Annotated in this window: 24 protein-coding genes; 2 read left to right on the top strand and 22 right to left on the bottom strand. The window is 39.9% G+C overall.

Going from position 1 to position 13,276, the window contains the following annotated elements; all coding sequences use genetic code 11:
• Nucleotides 1-270 precede the first annotated feature (270 nt).
• From secY to rpsJ, 22 genes are all read right to left on the bottom strand, one after another.
• Nucleotides 271-1,581: a preprotein translocase subunit SecY gene (gene secY, locus HT669_RS05540; RefSeq protein WP_000465393.1), complete on the bottom strand. Its 1,311-nt coding sequence runs from the start codon at nucleotides 1,579-1,581 to the stop codon at nucleotides 271-273.
• A gap of 12 nt (nucleotides 1,582-1,593) precedes the next feature.
• Nucleotides 1,594-2,034, bottom strand: coding sequence for a 50S ribosomal protein L15 (gene rplO / locus HT669_RS05535; RefSeq protein ID WP_000766086.1), 441 nt, complete (start codon nucleotides 2,032-2,034; stop codon nucleotides 1,594-1,596).
• A 144-nt stretch (nucleotides 2,035-2,178) separates the two neighbouring features.
• On the bottom strand, nucleotides 2,179-2,361 hold the full coding sequence (gene rpmD / locus HT669_RS05530; RefSeq protein ID WP_000057241.1) for a 50S ribosomal protein L30: 183 nt from the start codon (nucleotides 2,359-2,361) through the stop codon (nucleotides 2,179-2,181).
• A gap of 13 nt (nucleotides 2,362-2,374) precedes the next feature.
• The gene (gene rpsE, locus HT669_RS05525; protein WP_172922239.1) at nucleotides 2,375-2,869 is read right to left on the bottom strand and encodes a 30S ribosomal protein S5; all 495 of its coding nucleotides are present in this window, start codon (nucleotides 2,867-2,869) and stop codon (nucleotides 2,375-2,377) included.
• A 17-nt stretch (nucleotides 2,870-2,886) separates the two neighbouring features.
• Nucleotides 2,887-3,243 (bottom strand): 50S ribosomal protein L18, encoded by a 357-nt coding sequence (gene rplR / locus HT669_RS05520; protein ID WP_000624044.1) that lies wholly within the window; start codon nucleotides 3,241-3,243, stop codon nucleotides 2,887-2,889.
• Between the two features lie 83 nt (nucleotides 3,244-3,326).
• Nucleotides 3,327-3,863, bottom strand: a complete 537-nt coding sequence (rplF, locus tag HT669_RS05515; RefSeq protein WP_000086622.1) for a 50S ribosomal protein L6 — start codon at nucleotides 3,861-3,863, stop codon at nucleotides 3,327-3,329.
• A 187-nt stretch (nucleotides 3,864-4,050) separates the two neighbouring features.
• The gene (gene rpsH, locus HT669_RS05510) at nucleotides 4,051-4,449 is read right to left on the bottom strand and encodes a 30S ribosomal protein S8 (protein ID WP_000245503.1); all 399 of its coding nucleotides are present in this window, start codon (nucleotides 4,447-4,449) and stop codon (nucleotides 4,051-4,053) included.
• Between the two features lie 285 nt (nucleotides 4,450-4,734).
• Nucleotides 4,735-5,004, bottom strand: a complete 270-nt coding sequence (gene rpsN / locus HT669_RS05505) for a 30S ribosomal protein S14 (protein WP_001085703.1) — start codon at nucleotides 5,002-5,004, stop codon at nucleotides 4,735-4,737.
• Nucleotides 5,005-5,021: 17 nt separating this feature from the next.
• Nucleotides 5,022-5,564 (bottom strand): 50S ribosomal protein L5, encoded by a 543-nt coding sequence (rplE, locus tag HT669_RS05500; RefSeq protein WP_000013542.1) that lies wholly within the window; start codon nucleotides 5,562-5,564, stop codon nucleotides 5,022-5,024.
• Between the two features lie 23 nt (nucleotides 5,565-5,587).
• On the bottom strand, nucleotides 5,588-5,893 hold the full coding sequence (rplX, locus tag HT669_RS05495) for a 50S ribosomal protein L24 (RefSeq protein WP_000497691.1): 306 nt from the start codon (nucleotides 5,891-5,893) through the stop codon (nucleotides 5,588-5,590).
• A 182-nt stretch (nucleotides 5,894-6,075) separates the two neighbouring features.
• Nucleotides 6,076-6,444 carry a 50S ribosomal protein L14 gene (rplN, locus tag HT669_RS05490; RefSeq protein ID WP_000616545.1) on the bottom strand — a complete coding sequence of 123 codons (369 nt, stop codon included), beginning with the start codon at nucleotides 6,442-6,444 and terminating at the stop codon, nucleotides 6,076-6,078.
• Nucleotides 6,445-6,469: 25 nt separating this feature from the next.
• On the bottom strand, nucleotides 6,470-6,730 hold the full coding sequence (gene rpsQ, locus HT669_RS05485; RefSeq protein WP_000440801.1) for a 30S ribosomal protein S17: 261 nt from the start codon (nucleotides 6,728-6,730) through the stop codon (nucleotides 6,470-6,472).
• Nucleotides 6,731-6,754: 24 nt separating this feature from the next.
• Nucleotides 6,755-6,961: a 50S ribosomal protein L29 gene (gene rpmC, locus HT669_RS05480; RefSeq protein WP_172922238.1), complete on the bottom strand. Its 207-nt coding sequence runs from the start codon at nucleotides 6,959-6,961 to the stop codon at nucleotides 6,755-6,757.
• A 9-nt stretch (nucleotides 6,962-6,970) separates the two neighbouring features.
• Nucleotides 6,971-7,384, bottom strand: a complete 414-nt coding sequence (rplP, locus tag HT669_RS05475; protein ID WP_000960946.1) for a 50S ribosomal protein L16 — start codon at nucleotides 7,382-7,384, stop codon at nucleotides 6,971-6,973.
• 3 nt (nucleotides 7,385-7,387) lie between these two features.
• The gene (rpsC, locus tag HT669_RS05470; RefSeq protein ID WP_000529936.1) at nucleotides 7,388-8,041 is read right to left on the bottom strand and encodes a 30S ribosomal protein S3; all 654 of its coding nucleotides are present in this window, start codon (nucleotides 8,039-8,041) and stop codon (nucleotides 7,388-7,390) included.
• A gap of 12 nt (nucleotides 8,042-8,053) precedes the next feature.
• Nucleotides 8,054-8,398 (bottom strand): 50S ribosomal protein L22, encoded by a 345-nt coding sequence (gene rplV / locus HT669_RS05465; protein ID WP_000818137.1) that lies wholly within the window; start codon nucleotides 8,396-8,398, stop codon nucleotides 8,054-8,056.
• A gap of 11 nt (nucleotides 8,399-8,409) precedes the next feature.
• On the bottom strand, nucleotides 8,410-8,691 hold the full coding sequence (rpsS, locus tag HT669_RS05460; protein ID WP_000533766.1) for a 30S ribosomal protein S19: 282 nt from the start codon (nucleotides 8,689-8,691) through the stop codon (nucleotides 8,410-8,412).
• A 103-nt stretch (nucleotides 8,692-8,794) separates the two neighbouring features.
• Nucleotides 8,795-9,628, bottom strand: coding sequence for a 50S ribosomal protein L2 (rplB, locus tag HT669_RS05455; protein ID WP_000512911.1), 834 nt, complete (start codon nucleotides 9,626-9,628; stop codon nucleotides 8,795-8,797).
• A gap of 17 nt (nucleotides 9,629-9,645) precedes the next feature.
• Nucleotides 9,646-9,942, bottom strand: a complete 297-nt coding sequence (locus HT669_RS05450; protein ID WP_001055347.1) for a 50S ribosomal protein L23 — start codon at nucleotides 9,940-9,942, stop codon at nucleotides 9,646-9,648.
• Nucleotides 9,942-10,565, bottom strand: a complete 624-nt coding sequence (gene rplD, locus HT669_RS05445) for a 50S ribosomal protein L4 (RefSeq protein WP_172922237.1) — start codon at nucleotides 10,563-10,565, stop codon at nucleotides 9,942-9,944. The genes HT669_RS05450 and rplD overlap by 1 nt, the downstream gene beginning before the upstream one ends.
• A 24-nt stretch (nucleotides 10,566-10,589) precedes the next feature.
• Nucleotides 10,590-11,216, bottom strand: coding sequence for a 50S ribosomal protein L3 (gene rplC / locus HT669_RS05440; protein ID WP_000160197.1), 627 nt, complete (start codon nucleotides 11,214-11,216; stop codon nucleotides 10,590-10,592).
• 216 nt (nucleotides 11,217-11,432) lie between these two features.
• Nucleotides 11,433-11,741, bottom strand: coding sequence for a 30S ribosomal protein S10 (rpsJ, locus tag HT669_RS05435; RefSeq protein ID WP_001284513.1), 309 nt, complete (start codon nucleotides 11,739-11,741; stop codon nucleotides 11,433-11,435).
• 520 nt (nucleotides 11,742-12,261) lie between these two features.
• Here rpsJ and HT669_RS05430 point away from each other — a divergent pair.
• Both HT669_RS05430 and HT669_RS05425 read left to right on the top strand, forming a co-directional pair.
• Nucleotides 12,262-12,702, top strand: coding sequence for a hypothetical protein (locus HT669_RS05430; RefSeq protein WP_050222809.1), 441 nt, complete (start codon nucleotides 12,262-12,264; stop codon nucleotides 12,700-12,702).
• A 32-nt stretch (nucleotides 12,703-12,734) separates the two neighbouring features.
• Nucleotides 12,735-13,073, top strand: a complete 339-nt coding sequence (locus HT669_RS05425; RefSeq protein ID WP_050222808.1) for a hypothetical protein — start codon at nucleotides 12,735-12,737, stop codon at nucleotides 13,071-13,073.
• Nucleotides 13,074-13,276: the final 203 nt, after the last annotated feature.

Genomic DNA, 13,276 nt, shown 5'->3' with positions numbered 1-13,276 from the left:
TTCATGTAGTCCTTTAAATGATTTCGGAATGTTGAGTAAAGGACTGCTTCCATAACCATACCTCGTTTTAGCTCTTTTCCACTATTATACACGAAAAGAAAGAAATTGTCAGGAACTTGTACAAGATTTTCTTTTCCATCTATTTATACTCAATGAAAATCAAAGAGCAAACTAGGAAGCTAGCCGCAGGTTGCTCAAAGCACTGCTTTGAGGTTGCAGATAAAGCTGACGTGGTTTGAAGAGATTTTCGAAGAGTATCAGTAAATACTTTTATTCTGTTCTATCCATGAAACCAACATACTTACGTTTCAATAGGTAACCTTCCAATTGCTTGATTCCTTCGATACCTGTAGAGATAATGATCAAGAGACTTGTTCCCCCAAAGGCAACAACATCAGAAAGACCAAATACATCTTTAGCTGCAATCGGCAAAATGGAAATCACACCAAGGAAGAGGGAACCAACCGTTGCAAGACGACGAAGAAGTTTAGACATATATTCTTCTGTACCTTTACCAGGACGAACTCCATGGATATAGGCACCACTCTTTTGTAGGTTCTCTGCCGCTTTCTCAGGATTAATCTGTACAAACGTATAGAAGAATGTAAAGAGAATAATCAATAAAGCATACATGGCAATACCAGTTGGAGAAGTGGTTGCCAACATCTCTTGTGCTACCCTTACCCAAGCCCAATCATGACCTGTAGCGCTCAAAAACTGAAGAATCGCCGCAGGCGCTGCAGTAATGGAACTGGCAAAGATAACAGGGATAACTCCAGCAGGGTTTACCTTCAATGGAAGGTAAGAGCTAGATGGAGCACCTTGTGCAACCTTAGTATATTGGATTGGAATTTTGTATTCTGCTTGTTGAACATAAGTTGTAAAGTAAATGATCAACAATACAGTAATAATCAAAATGATTACGAAAATGATAGATGAAGTGATACGGCTACTTGGGACGTTCACAAAGTAGTCCACATAGATGCCCTGAATCATCTCTGGAATTGAGGCAACAATCCCGGCAAAGATAATCATAGAAACACCATTTCCGTATCCCTTATCTGTAATTTGCTCTCCCAACCAAGTGACAATCATACTACCAGCTGTTAAGATGATACCAATCGTCAGAAAAACTTGGGGAGTTAAAGCAGTTTTAATCAATTGAGCTCCAGCCAAGGTATTAAAACCAGCTGTAATCCCGATAGATTGCACAAAGGCTAGACCAAGGGCAATATAACGAGTAGCTTGGTTCAATTTTCTTCGACCTACTTCCCCTTGTTTTCCCCACTCTACAAATTTCGGTAAAATATCCATTTGTAAGAGTTGGACAACGATAGAAGCAGTAATATAGGGACTAACTCCTAGGGCAAAAATCGAAAAGTTTTTTAGGGCATTCCCCGACACCAAGCTCAACATGTTTAAGAAGGATAATCCACTTAAAGCATTCAAGCTATTGGCATTCACACCAGGAACTGTAATGCTAGTTCCGATACGAAAGACCAAAACGATAAAAATTGTAAATAAAATTTTTGATCGAACCTGCTTGACTTTAAGAGCTTCTCTTAATAATTTAAAAAACATAGGTCACCTCTCTTAGATGACTTCTACTGAACCACCTTTAGCAGTGATAGCTTCTTCAGCTGATTTAGAGAATTTAGCTGCTTTCACAGTCAATTTCTTAATCAACTCACCGTTACCAAGAATTTTAATACCTGACTTTTCAGCTTTAACAATTCCTGCTTCGATAAGAACAACTGGAGTTACTTCAGCACCATCTTCAAAGACGTTCAATTGGTCAAGGTTCACAATTGCGTATTCTTTAGCGTTGATGTTAGTGAATCCACGTTTTGGAAGACGACGGAACAATGGAGTTTGTCCACCTTCAAAACCAAGGCGAACTCCGCCACCGCTACGAGCTTTTTGACCTTTTTGACCACGACCAGATGTTTTACCGTTACCTGATGAAGTACCACGACCAACGCGGTTACGTACTTTACGAGAACCTTCTGCAGGTTTCAATTCATGAAGTTTCATTTTTATTTTCTCCTCTTTTGTAAAATGCTAGCGCCGATAAGGGAGAAAAGGTTGTCTCCCCCATCAACTCGCCTATACGACGTCATCATAGATGACTATATCTAGTTTTAGGGGATGGTATAGTGCACATCCCCTAAAAATTCATTAGTTTACTTCTTCAACTGTTACCAAGTGAGATACTGCAGTGATCATACCACGGATAGCAGCGTTATCTTCTTTAATAACAGAGCTGTTCAATTTGCCAAGTCCAAGTGCTACAACAGTTTTACGTTGTGATGGAATGCGTCCGATTGGAGACTTAGTCAAAGTAATTTTAATTTGAGCCATTTTATCCCCTTTCTTATGCCAAATCAGAAACTGAAATACCACGAAGGGCAGCAACTTCTTCAGCGCGTTTCAATTGTTTCAAACCTTCAACAGTTGCACGAACAATGTTGATTGGAGTGTTAGAACCAAGTGATTTAGATGTAATATCTGCCACACCTGCCAATTCCACAACGGCACGAACTGCACCACCAGCGGCAACTCCAGAACCTTCTACAGCAGGTTTCAACAATACTTTAGCTCCACCGAATTCTGAAAGAACTCCGTGTGGGATTGTTGTTCCAACCATAGGAACTTCGATCAAGTTTTTCTTAGCATCATCTACTGCTTTACGGATTGCTTCTGGAACTTCTTGAGCTTTACCAGTACCAAATCCTACGCGACCGTTGTGGTCACCAACAACAACAAGAGCTGCGAAACGAAGACGACGTCCACCTTTAACAACTTTTGTAACACGATTGACAGCAACTACGCGTTCTTCTAATTCAACTGCATTGTCTTTAAATGCCATTTTCTAGTGTCCTCCTATTAGAATTTCAATCCGTTTTCACGAGCTGCATCAGCCAAAGCTTTCACACGTCCGTGATATAGATATCCACCGCGGTCGAACACCACTTCTGAAATACCTTTAGCGTTTGCACGTTCTGCAACGAGTTTACCGACAGCAACAGCTTGTTCAGTTTTAGTTCCTTTTGAAACTTCTTTATCAAGAGTTGAAGCACTTGCGAGCGTTACACCCGCTACGTCATCAATCACTTGAGCGTAGATGCCTGTATTAGAACGGAATACGTTCAAACGTGGGCGATCAGCAGTTCCAGAGAGTTTTCCGCGAACGCGACGGTGGCGTTTTTGGCGGAGTTTGTTTTTATCTGGTTTTGAAATCACAGTTTTCACCTCTTTAGTTTTAAATCGTGTGCTATGCACAAAGTTGGAAAATAGGTTGGTGGTTGAGAATCAACCACTCAACATTATTTACCTGTTTTACCTTCTTTACGGCGAACGAATTCACCAACGTAACGGATACCTTTACCTTTATATGGTTCTGGTGAACGAAGGCTACGTACGTAAGCAGCTGTTTGACCAACTACTTCTTTTGAAATTCCGCTAACAACGATTGTTGTTGGGTTTGGAAGTTCAAAAGTAATTCCTTCTGGAGCTTCAACTTCGTCTGGATGAGATTTACCAACAGCCAAAACAAGTTTAGATCCTTGAAGTTGTGCACGGTAACCAACCCCGCGCATTTCAAGTTCTTTCTTGAATCCTTCTGATACACCAACAACCATGTTGTTCAAAAGGGCACGAGTAGTTCCGTGGATAGTTTTCATTTCTTTTGAATCGTTTGGACGGTGAAGAGTTACTTCAGTACCTTCCACACGGATTTCAATATCTTTTGAGAACTCACGAGTAAGTTCTCCTTTAGGTCCTTTTACAGTTACAAGGTTGTCATTGTTAGTGATTTCAACACCAGCAGGCAACACGATAACTTTATTACCAATACGTGACATGTTTATTTTCTCCTGTTAAATTGTCAGGCCAGAACGGCCAGTTTTCACGGGGCTAAATCGATTTCTCGATTTAAAGGAACATTTAGGTTTCAATTTCAAAGTGAATCTAGGCATCGTCTCGCAGGCATAACTTTGGGTTAGGCAAGAGACGATAACGAAGAGTCACAAAGAAATTGGGAGCTAAATATTACCAAACGTAAGCGATAACCTCACCACCAACATTCTTTTGGCGTGCTTCTTTATCAGTAAGCAAACCTTCAGAAGTTGAAAGGATAGCAATTCCAAGTCCGTTAAGAACTTTTGGAAGGTCTTCACGTTTTTTGTAGACACGAAGTCCTGGTTTAGAAATACGTTTCAAGTTAGTGATAACTTTTTCACCGTTTGGTCCGTATTTAAGAAATACACGGATGATGCCTTGTTTGTCATCTTCGATGATTTCAACGTTTTTTACAAAACCTTCGCGTTTAAGGATTTCAGCAATCCCTTTTTTGATGTTTGATGCAGGTACTTCAAGTACTTCGTGTTTAGCTTGGTTAGCGTTACGAATACGAGTTAGGAAGTCTGCGATTGGGTCAGTCATAACCATTTTGTTTTTCTCCTCTTACTAGTAGTTTGCAAGTTGCACTTGCTAGTTAATACATGATACAAAGAGCGTAACAGCAAGAGCAAAAATAGGCAATTTGATGCAGGAGCGATGCTCCAAAGAAAATTGGTCTTTTTTTGCCAAAGCCGTAGCTCGTGTTCAAATTGGCTAGCCCAACTGAACCCGGGCTAAACTCTGTGTGAAAAAGATAAACTTTCCTAGAAACCTCAGTTTCTTCGTCAAGTTTCCTATTTTCACTTAGAGTTTTGACGCCCTTGATATCTTAAATTACCAAGATGCTTTTGTTACACCAGGAATTTGACCTTTATGCGCAAGTTCGCGAAAAGCGATACGACTCAGACCAAATTTGCGGTAAACTGAATGTGGGCGCCCCGTAACTCTACAACGATTATGTAAACGAGTCGGTGAGGCGTTGCGAGGTAATTTAGATAAACCTTCATAGTCCCCTGCTGCCTTTAATGCAGCACGTTTTTCAGCATAACGGTCAACAATTTTTTGGCGTTTAGCCTCTCTAGCTACCATTGATTTTTTAGCCATTAGATTTACCTCCTATATTATTTTGCAAAAGGCATTCCAAGGCCTGTAAGCAATGCACGTGACTCTTCGTCAGTGTTAGCAGTTGTTACGATAACAATGTCAAGACCACGAGTTTTGTCAACGTCATCGAAGTTGATTTCTGGGAAAATCAATTGTTCTTTCACACCAAGTGTATAGTTTCCGCGTCCATCAAATGATTTTGTTGGAACACCGTGGAAGTCACGTACACGTGGAAGTGAAACTGAAACCAATTTATCCAAGAATTCGTACATCCGTTCACCACGAAGGGTAACTTTTGCACCGATCGCAACACCTTCACGAAGACGGAAGCCGGCGATTGATTTTTTAGCTTTAGTGATAAGTGGTTTTTGACCTGAGATAAGTGCCAATTCTTCAGCAGCTTTTTCAAGGCTTTTAGCGTTTGATACAGCTTCACCAACACCCATGTTCAAAACGATCTTATCTACTTTAGGCACAGCCATCACTGATGAGTAGTTGAATTGTTCTGTCAAAGCAGGAACTACTTCATTAAGATATTTTTCTTTTAAACGATTTGCCATTATACTTCTCCTTTCCTTCGTGATTAATCAAGCACTTCGCCTGATTTTTTGTTGTAGCGAACTTTTTTACCGTCTACAAATTTGTAACCAACACGACCAGCTACACCATTTTTGTCCAAAACTTGAACGTTTGATACATGGATAGCTGCTTCTTTCTCGATGATACCACCTTGAGGAAGCTCGTTAGTTGGACGTTGGTGTTTCTTAACGATGTTAACACCTTCAACGATAACTTTGTTTACTTTTGGAAGGGCAGTAAGGACAACAGCTTCTGTTCCCTTATCTTTACCAGCGATTACGCGAACTTTGTCGCCTTTTTTTACAAACATTAGGTTTCTCCTTGATTTTTCTTACGCCCATAAGGGCACCCTAGCTTGAAGCTAGGGGACTAGTTTGTTTGTTTTTGCTCTTCGAAAATCAAAGCAATCCTTCGTCAGTTTCAACTCACCTAACTTAAGTTATGCTTTCGTTTTACTTCCTAGACTTGTTTTAATTTTCTTTGAGCAACCAATTAAAGTACTTCTGGAGCAAGTGACACGATCTTCATGAAGCCACCTTCACGCAATTCACGTGCAACTGGGCCAAAGATACGTGTTCCGCGAGGAGTTTTGTCTTCACGGATGATAACTGCTGCGTTTTCGTCAAATTTGATGTATGAACCATCAGCACGACGAGCACCTGATTTAGTACGAACGATAACTGCTTTAACAACGTCACCTTTTTTAACCGCACCACCAGGAGTAGCTTGTTTTACAGATGCCACGATAACATCACCGATGTTTGCAAATTTACGTCCTGAACCACCAAGAACTTTGATAGTCAAGATTTCGCGAGCACCGCTGTTGTCTGCGACTTTCAAACGAGTTTCTGTTTGAATCATTTCAGTTTTCTCCTTTCAGGTTTGATTAGATGATGACCGCTTCTTCAACAACTTCTACAAGACGGAAACGTTTTGTAGCTGAAAGCGGGCGAGTTTCCATGATACGTACGATATCGCCTTCTTTGGCAACATTGTTTTCATCATGAGCTTTATATTTTTTAGAGTAGTTAATACGTTTACCATAGACTGGGTGGTTACGTTTTGTTTCAACTACAACTGTGATTGTCTTGTCCATTTTGTCAGATACAACACGTCCAACAAGAACTTTACGATTATTGCGTTCCATTGAAATTTCTCCTTCCCTAGTCTATTATTTCGCTTCAGATTGAACTGTTTTGATACGAGCGATTTGTTTTTTAACTTCTTTCAAGCGAGCTATTTGTTCCAATTGACCAGTAGCAGCTTGGAAACGAAGTTCAAACAATTCTTTTTTCAATTCGTTTTCGCGCTTCGCGAGTTCTTCTTGAGAAAGACCACGAAGTTCTTTAACAAATTCTTTTACTTCATTAAGTTTCATGCCTTCTCCTTATTCTGCTTCACGTTTTACGAATTTACATTTAACTGGCAATTTGTGGCTAGCAAGACGAAGCGCTTCGCGTGCGATTTCTTCAGATACACCAGCAATTTCGAACATCACTTTACCACGTTTAACTGGTGCTACCCAACCTTCAGGTGCCCCTTTACCAGATCCCATACGCACACCGATAGCTTTAGCAGTGTATGATTTGTGTGGGAAGATTTTAATCCAAACTTTACCACCACGTTTCATGTAACGAGTCATGGCGATACGAGCAGCTTCGATTTGGCGGTTAGTGATCCAGTGGCTAGTTGTAGCTTGAAGACCGTATTCACCGAATGCTACTTCTTTTCCACCTTTTGCTTCACCGCGCATTTTTCCACGGAATTCACGACGGTGTTTAACACGTTTAGGTACTAACATTGGTTATTTACCTCCTTTAGTGTTTTTGCGAGCTGGAAGAACTTCACCACGGTAAATCCATACTTTAACACCAAGTTTACCGTATGTAGTATCTGCTTCTTCCCAAGCGTAATCGATATCTGCACGAAGTGTGTGAAGTGGAACAGTTCCTTCAGAGTATCCTTCAGCACGGGCGATATCTGCACCGTTCAAGCGACCTGATACTTGAGTTTTAATTCCTTTAGCTCCAGCACGCATTGCACGTTGGATTGCTTGTTTTTGTGCACGACGGAAAGCAACACGTTGCTCCAATTGACGAGCAATTCCTTCACCTACAAGGTGAGCATCCAAATCAGGTTGTTTGATTTCGATGATGTTGATGTGTACTTGTTTTCCAGTCAATTTGTTAAGTTTTGCACGGAGTGCATCAACGTTAGCACCACCTTTACCGATAACCATACCTGGTTTAGCAGTGTGAAGTGAAACGTTAACTTTGTTTACTGCGCGTTCGATTTCGATAGTTGAAACTGCTGCGTCAGCAAGTTCTTTTTGAACGAATTTACGGATTGCAAGATCTTCATGAAGGTAATCCGCGTATTCTTTTTCAGCATACCATTTGGCATCCCAATCACGGATGATGCCGACACGCATACCAATTGGATGTACTTTTTGACCCACGATTTTACCTCCTTATTTTTCTGCAACAGCTACAGTGATGTGAGCTGTACGTTTGTTGATTGGTGAAGCTGAACCTTTCGCACGTGGACGGAAACGTTTCATAGTTGGTCCTTCGTTTGCGAATGCTTCAGAGACTACCAAGTTAGCTTTATCCAAACCAAAGTTGTTTTCAGCGTTAGCTACAGCTGAGTTCAAAACTTTCAAGATGATTTCAGCAGCTTTGTTTGGAGTGAATGTCAAGATTGCGATTGCATCGGCTACGCTTTTACCACGGATGTTATCAAGAACAAGACGTGATTTACGAGGTGAAACACGTACTGTACGAGCCATTGCTTTAGCTGAAGTAATTTCTGCCATTTATGTTCTCCTTATTTTCTACGTGTTTTCTTGTCGTCTGCAGCATGACCTTTGTAAGTACGAGTTGGTGCAAATTCACCAAGTTTGTGACCTACCATATCTTCTTGGATGTAAACAGGTACGTGTTTACGTCCGTCATAAACTGCGATAGTGTAACCAATGAAACTTGGGAAAATCGTTGAACGACGTGACCAAGTTTTAATAACTTTTTTCTTTTCGTCGTTAGCTTGAGCTTCAACTTTTTTCATCAAATGCTCATCGACGAAAGGTCCTTTTTTAAGACTGCGTCCCATTTTTATATTTTCTCCTTTAAATGTTGTACCACAGCGGCTTGCGCTCTCATGGAGCGCTACCGAGCTGGCGGATTTACTAGTTACTTAAGCGACTAGTTTAATATTATTTCTCGTTGCGACGACGAACGATAAGTTTGTCAGATTTCGCTTTCTTGTTACGAGTTTTAAGACCAAGAGCAGGTTTGCCCCATGGAGTAGATGGTGCTTTACGACCAACTGGTGCTTTACCTTCACCACCACCGTGTGGGTGATCGTTAGGGTTCATTACAGAACCACGAACTGTTGGGCGGATACCTTTCCAACGGCTACGTCCTGCTTTACCAAGGTTAACAAGTCCATGTTGTTCGTTTCCGACAACACCAACTGTAGCACGACAAGTTCCAAGGATCATACGTACTTCGCCAGATTGAAGACGAACAAGAACGTATTTACCTTCAGAACCCAATACTTGAGCAGATGCACCAGCAGCACGTACCAATTCACCACCACGACCTGGTTTCAATTCGATGTTGTGGATCAAAGTACCAACTGGGATGTTAGCAAGTGGAAGAGCGTTTCCGACTTTGATATCTGCTTCTGGACCTGAAACGATACGTTGACCTACTTCAAGACCTTTTGGAGCGATGATGTATGCTTTCACACCGTCAGTGTAGTGTACAAGAGCGATGTTTGCAGAACGGTTTGGATCGTACTCGATTGTTTTAACAACCGCTTCAACGTTGTCTTTGTTACGTTTGAAGTCAACCAAACGGTAGAAACGTTTGTGTCCACCACCTTGGTGACGAACAGTGATACGACCGTTGTTGTTACGACCAGCCTTGCTCTTCAATGCAACAAGCAATGATTTTTCAGGAGTGCTTGTTGTGATTTCAGCGAAATCCAAAGAAGTCATATTACGGCGACCGTTTGTTGTTGGTTTATAAACACGAATTCCCACGATATTTCCTCCTTAGATTATTCAGCTTCAGCAGCAAACAACTCGATTGCTTTTGAATCAGCTGTAAGTGTGATGATAGCTTTTTTAGTTTTGTTAGTAAAACCAGTGTAACGTCCAACACGTTTAGCTTTTGGTTTTACGTTGATTGTGTTAACATTAGCAACTTTAACACCTTCGAAAGCAGCTTCAACAGCTTGCTTGATCAAAAGTTTGTGTGCACGAGTGTCAACTTCAAATACATATTTTCCTGCTTCAAGTTGAGCCATTGAGCTTTCAGTGATGACAGGTTTTTTGATAACATCATACAAATTCATTATGCAAGAACCTCCTCGATTTTAGAGATAGCTGCTTGAGTAACAAGAAGTTTGTCACTATTTGCGATGTCAAGAACACTTGCAGTTGTAGCAGTCGCAACTTTCACGTTTGGAAGGTTACGAGCTGAAAGAGCTGCGAATTCGTTTCCTTCTTCAAGAATAACAAGGACTTTAGAATCGATGCTCAAAGCTGCAAGAACTTTTGCAAATTCAGCAGTTTTTGGAGCTGTAAATTCAAGAGAATCAACGGCTACAAATTTATTTTCAGCAACTTTTTCTGAGTAAACAGATTTAAGCGCAAGGCGACGAACTTTTTGAGGAAGTTTGTACGCATAGCTACGTGGAGTTGGTCCGAAGACGATTCCACCACCACGCCATTGTGGAGAGCGGATAGAACCTTGACGAGCACGTCCAGTTCCTTTTTGACGCCATGGTTTGCGTCCGCCACCTGAAACAGCTGAGCGGTTTTTAACTGCGTGAGTTCCTTGACGAATGCTAGCACGTTGGCTGATAATCACATCAAACACAACAGATTGGTTTGGTTCGATACCAAAGATTGCATCGTTAAGAACAACTTCGCCAGCTTGTTTACCAGTTTGGTCGAATAATGTTACATTTGCCATTTTGACTGTATTCCCCTTTCCTTATTATTTACCAGCTTTAACTGCTGACTTGATAGTGATAAGAGATTTCTTAGCACCTGGTACGTTACCTTTGATAAGGATAACGTTCTTTTCTGGAACAACTTGTACAACTTCAAGGTTTTGAATTGTTACGCGGTCACCACCCATACGTCCTGCAAGGTTTTTACCTTTGAATACGCGGTTAGGTGCAACAGGCCCCATAGAACCTGGACGACGGTGGTAACGAGAACCGTGAGCCATTGGTCCACGTGATTGTCCGTGGCGTTTGATAACACCTTGGAAACCTTTACCTTTAGAAGTACCAGTTACGTCAACAACGTCTCCAGCTGCGAATGTTTCAACTGTGATTTCAGCACCAACTTCCAAGCCTTCAACGTTTTTGAATTCACGAATGAAGCGCTTAGGAGCCGTGTTAGCTTTCGCTACATGTCCTTTAGCAGGTTTGTTGCTCAATACTTCGCGTTTGTCATCGAAACCAACTTGGATAGCGTTGTATCCGTCTGTTTCAACAGTTTTAACTTGAAGAACAACGTTTGGAGTTGCTTCAATAACTGTTACAGGGATCAATTCGCCAGCTTCAGTGAAGATTTGAGTCATTCCCACTTTTTTCCCTAAGATTCCTTTTGTCATGAGAAAATAGTTCCTTTTCTATATTTTTTATTCAAAAAGTTTTTAACGAGCGTTTTTTATGCTCAGGTCTAAGATACAAAGGGCGTCAAACTCAAAGTGAAAATAGGAAACTGACGCAGTGTCTAGCAGACACTAGGAAGTTTATCTTTTTCACACCGAGTTTAGCCCGTGTTCAATTAGATTGAAACACCAGCCTCTGCTCTTTTATATTTTAGATTAAAGTTTAATTTCTACGTTTACACCACTTGGAAGATCCAATTTCATCAAAGCATCAACTGTTTTTTGAGTTGGGTTAACGATATCGATCAAACGTTTGTGTGTACGCATTTCAAATTGTTCGCGAGAGTCTTTGTATTTGTGAGTCGCACGAATAATTGTGTAGAGGCTACGTTCAGTTGGAAGTGGGATTGGACCCGCAACTTGTGCACCTGTACGAGTAGCTGATTCTACGATTTTTGCAGCCGCTGTGTCAAGCGTACGGTGTTCGTAAGCTTTCAAACGGATACGGATTTTTTTGTTTGCCATTTTTTTCTCCTTTTCGTCTATTTAAGATAATAGGCTAGCTCCACAAGAAAACCGACGCGGCGTTGCGTGGCAATGCAACCGAGCGTGTCGCAACCTCTTGCATCAAAGCTAAAGCTGTAATTTACAGCACCATAATAGAATAACACAAAGCCCCTGCGATTGCAAGGGATTTGTTAGGTTTTTTTCTTTTTTTTGGGATGAAATCGCTTTTGATGAAAAGTTTTACAAAAAATCAAGAAATAAAACAGCGAAAGCGTTGTCAAATTAAAAATAATAGAGTATAATAAGAGATGTAAATATAATTTAAAAAATAGGACAAACCAAAACAAAAACGGAGGGGGAGATGTTTTAAGAAAAAATTATTATACCTTCATTGAGAGGACTAATTTTAGTTCTCAAAAATATTGGTAGAATTTGTGGGAGTTTAGCAAGCTCTCGCCAATGAATGAAATTAGTTAAGATGTTGTAAATGGAACTATAAACTAGATTTTCTTCAATAAGATTGGAATGTGAGTAAGCTATGATTAGAAAAAAATTTTTATTAGCGATTATTGGGATTATTTTGCTATTTTTGGGGTATTGGGGCTGGAAAGTATATCAAGACAGTACAAGAGAAATTATTCCACTAGAGTCTTTACAAGTAACGGTAATAAAAACCGATAAAGATTATTCTATATCTGTTAAAGCAGATTTAGATAATTTTGAACAACTCTCAAATTATCAAGCAATACAAATAAGTAATGATGTCTATTTATATTTTATGAAAACGAAGGCAATTTTTAAAAAAAATACAGTAGATGCAGATTTATCAAATATCTTGGTTGGCAATATAAACCAAGCCATCAACAACATATATGTCGTTAGTGGCAATGATATTATCGTTAAATTTAATGATAGTAAGTATAATCACATCAATGTTTTGAAGTATACTGATAGAAAATTGTTGCTTCGTTTAAATTAAAAAGCGCATTACTTAATAAGAAAGGAAAAAATATGTTAAGAAAATTTAAATCATTAATATTTCTGTCTCTTGCTTCACTATCTCTTATTTCTGGGACTGCTGCATTCGCCGCACAAGGTTCATGGTTTTCTAATTTCCAATTTGACGTAAACGGTGTTTCAGGAGTAGGGACCTCTAATTCTTTTAATGAGGTAGGTCACTTTACTTTTAGAGTAATCCGAGCAGATGGTTCTTGGATTGGCTATAGTAATCACACAATAGGGCCTAATCAATCAGCTTCTAATAGTTACTGGGGGCAACCTGCTTTAGATAGACAGGGGCAAGTTATTATAAACAATAGATATTGGCATACACCTTGGTTTAATTCATAAAAACTTTATGTGTCTGAATATTAGTACTTTTGGCTAATGTCTAACCCTTCAAAATAGCAAAAATAAAAGTTGAGTTNNAACTCAACTTTTATTTTTGGGAAAATATATTATATATCCATGGTGCTTAGTCAATTAAAAATAATAAAATCATACTGACATAAATTTGAACTATTTTAAAATTAACTAGTACCGTGATTCTACAG

Source organism: Streptococcus sp. 2100, from assembly GCF_013276335.1.
GTDB lineage: Bacteria > Bacillota > Bacilli > Lactobacillales > Streptococcaceae > Streptococcus > Streptococcus pseudopneumoniae.
Note: the sequence above shows the minus strand (reverse complement) of the source record. Positions and strands in the feature narration are given on the sequence as shown.

What these genes read in the sequence shown, in the direction of transcription:
- secY (WP_000465393.1), bottom strand. Translation starts at nt 1,581, where the DNA reads ATGTTTTTTAAATTATTAAGAGAAGCTCTTAAAGTCAAGCAGGTTCGA.
- rplO (WP_000766086.1), bottom strand. Translation starts at nt 2,034, where the DNA reads ATGAAACTTCATGAATTGAAACCTGCAGAAGGTTCTCGTAAAGTACGT.
- rpmD (WP_000057241.1), bottom strand. Translation starts at nt 2,361, where the DNA reads ATGGCTCAAATTAAAATTACTTTGACTAAGTCTCCAATCGGACGCATT.
- rpsE (WP_172922239.1), bottom strand. Translation starts at nt 2,869, where the DNA reads ATGGCATTTAAAGACAATGCAGTTGAATTAGAAGAACGCGTAGTTGCT.
- rplF (WP_000086622.1), bottom strand. Translation starts at nt 3,863, where the DNA reads ATGTCACGTATTGGTAATAAAGTTATCGTGTTGCCTGCTGGTGTTGAA.
- rpsH (WP_000245503.1), bottom strand. Translation starts at nt 4,449, where the DNA reads ATGGTTATGACTGACCCAATCGCAGACTTCCTAACTCGTATTCGTAAC.
- rpsN (WP_001085703.1), bottom strand. Translation starts at nt 5,004, where the DNA reads ATGGCTAAAAAATCAATGGTAGCTAGAGAGGCTAAACGCCAAAAAATT.
- rplE (WP_000013542.1), bottom strand. Translation starts at nt 5,564, where the DNA reads ATGGCAAATCGTTTAAAAGAAAAATATCTTAATGAAGTAGTTCCTGCT.
- rplX (WP_000497691.1), bottom strand. Translation starts at nt 5,893, where the DNA reads ATGTTTGTAAAAAAAGGCGACAAAGTTCGCGTAATCGCTGGTAAAGAT.
- rplN (WP_000616545.1), bottom strand. Translation starts at nt 6,444, where the DNA reads ATGATTCAAACAGAAACTCGTTTGAAAGTCGCAGACAACAGCGGTGCT.
- rpsQ (WP_000440801.1), bottom strand. Translation starts at nt 6,730, where the DNA reads ATGGAACGCAATAATCGTAAAGTTCTTGTTGGACGTGTTGTATCTGAC.
- rpmC (WP_172922238.1), bottom strand. Translation starts at nt 6,961, where the DNA reads ATGAAACTTAATGAAGTAAAAGAATTTGTTAAAGAACTTCGTGGTCTT.
- rplP (WP_000960946.1), bottom strand. Translation starts at nt 7,384, where the DNA reads ATGTTAGTACCTAAACGTGTTAAACACCGTCGTGAATTCCGTGGAAAA.
- rplV (WP_000818137.1), bottom strand. Translation starts at nt 8,398, where the DNA reads ATGGCAGAAATTACTTCAGCTAAAGCAATGGCTCGTACAGTACGTGTT.
- rpsS (WP_000533766.1), bottom strand. Translation starts at nt 8,691, where the DNA reads ATGGGACGCAGTCTTAAAAAAGGACCTTTCGTCGATGAGCATTTGATG.
- HT669_RS05450 (WP_001055347.1), bottom strand. Translation starts at nt 9,942, where the DNA reads ATGAATTTGTATGATGTTATCAAAAAACCTGTCATCACTGAAAGCTCA.
- rplD (WP_172922237.1), bottom strand. Translation starts at nt 10,565, where the DNA reads ATGGCAAATGTAACATTATTCGACCAAACTGGTAAACAAGCTGGCGAA.
- rplC (WP_000160197.1), bottom strand. Translation starts at nt 11,216, where the DNA reads ATGACAAAAGGAATCTTAGGGAAAAAAGTGGGAATGACTCAAATCTTC.
- rpsJ (WP_001284513.1), bottom strand. Translation starts at nt 11,741, where the DNA reads ATGGCAAACAAAAAAATCCGTATCCGTTTGAAAGCTTACGAACACCGT.
- HT669_RS05430 (WP_050222809.1), top strand. Translation starts at nt 12,262, where the DNA reads ATGATTAGAAAAAAATTTTTATTAGCGATTATTGGGATTATTTTGCTA.
- HT669_RS05425 (WP_050222808.1), top strand. Translation starts at nt 12,735, where the DNA reads ATGTTAAGAAAATTTAAATCATTAATATTTCTGTCTCTTGCTTCACTA.